Genomic DNA, 1152 nt, shown 5'->3' with positions numbered 1-1152 from the left:
AGGCGACGCGGCATCCCGCGTCGCGGGCCACAGCCAGTGGCAGGGCCCCGATGGAAGCGGGCTGGTCGACCACGACGAGCACGGTCCCGTGCTTGGCCTGGAGCTTGGTGAACAGCTCACGCAGCTTGGGCTCGCTGTTGGGAAGCCGCTTGTCGAAGGCCTTCTTCCCGGCAGGCGTCAGACCGTGACCGTGGTGGGCCGCCTTGCCGACGTCCATCCCGAGGAAGACTTCCACGCCTTCGATGTCGAACATCGCACCCTCTCCGGGTCGTTGACCGTGCCGCCATGGCGGTGGCACGGTGCTCGCGCATCCACGTTATGCAGGCCTGCCGCCCGCAATCTGCCCCGCATTGTGCCGGACCGGGCGGTGGCCGGGTCTCTCATCAGCGTCTCCGACGGCACCTCCCGGACTCGGCGACACCACCCCCAGGTCATCCGTTCGACAGAGAGGACACAGTCATACCGGGCCCGGAGGCCAGCTGCCCCATTGCAGGACCGCGAAAAACTAACGGGGGAGGTCCGCTGGATCTCCTCGCCTCCTGTCACCGGGAGTCCCTGCGGGCGCCACTTGGCTGGCGCGTCCCGCCCATGAGGGATGAATTGGTTAAAAGCGCACGGGGGAAGAGGGATGGCCTGTCCTCGGAACGGCGCCGCAAGAAGAAGGCGAGTGTGAAGGGTGCCTGCTGCGGTGGGCGGCCGCAGTGCTGAATACCAGGGTCGCCGGACGGCCCACTGCGGGTACGCCGGGCGCGGCAGCGAGACGCCGTAGCGCCCGGCGTACCCCTGACGCCCCTGCTTGGCAGTCGTAAAGCAATCGCGTCCCCTTCTGCTGGGCGTGCATGAGGATCGCCGCGACGGCGACGGGCGAACTCCGGGGGAAGCGGCCGTTCACGCGCCGGAGCGCGGTCCCGTACCGCCGCACGCCCCTCCCGCGATGCTGCGGGTCCGGTTCGATGAGAAATCGTATGCCGCGCGTTCCTGAAAGCGTTTCACCTCCAGAAATCTTCTGGCTGCACCGGGGTCTGCTAAAGATCTTCTCGTAACTCCGTAATTGTGCTGCGGCGATGCGGGTGTTGCAGCGTTCTGCTCAATTCATCCAGCGAGGGCGAGGTTGTGCATGTGGGCGACGCCGCTGGTGGCCCAGTGGACGCC

General features: G+C 67.3%; 1 protein-coding gene. It reads right to left on the bottom strand.

Features of this window, described 5'->3' with window-relative positions; translation table 11 throughout:
• Positions 1–253: IS110 family transposase (locus LUZ64_RS36660; protein WP_143593308.1), on the bottom strand; the 253-nt coding region annotated here is incomplete at its 3' end.
• Positions 254–1152 lie beyond the last annotated feature (899 nt).

This window comes from Streptomyces albireticuli (assembly GCF_021228125.1).
Classification (GTDB): Bacteria; Actinomycetota; Actinomycetes; order Streptomycetales; family Streptomycetaceae; genus Streptomyces; species Streptomyces albireticuli.
The sequence above is the reverse complement of the archived record's forward strand: the minus strand, read 5'-3'. Positions and strand labels throughout refer to the sequence as shown.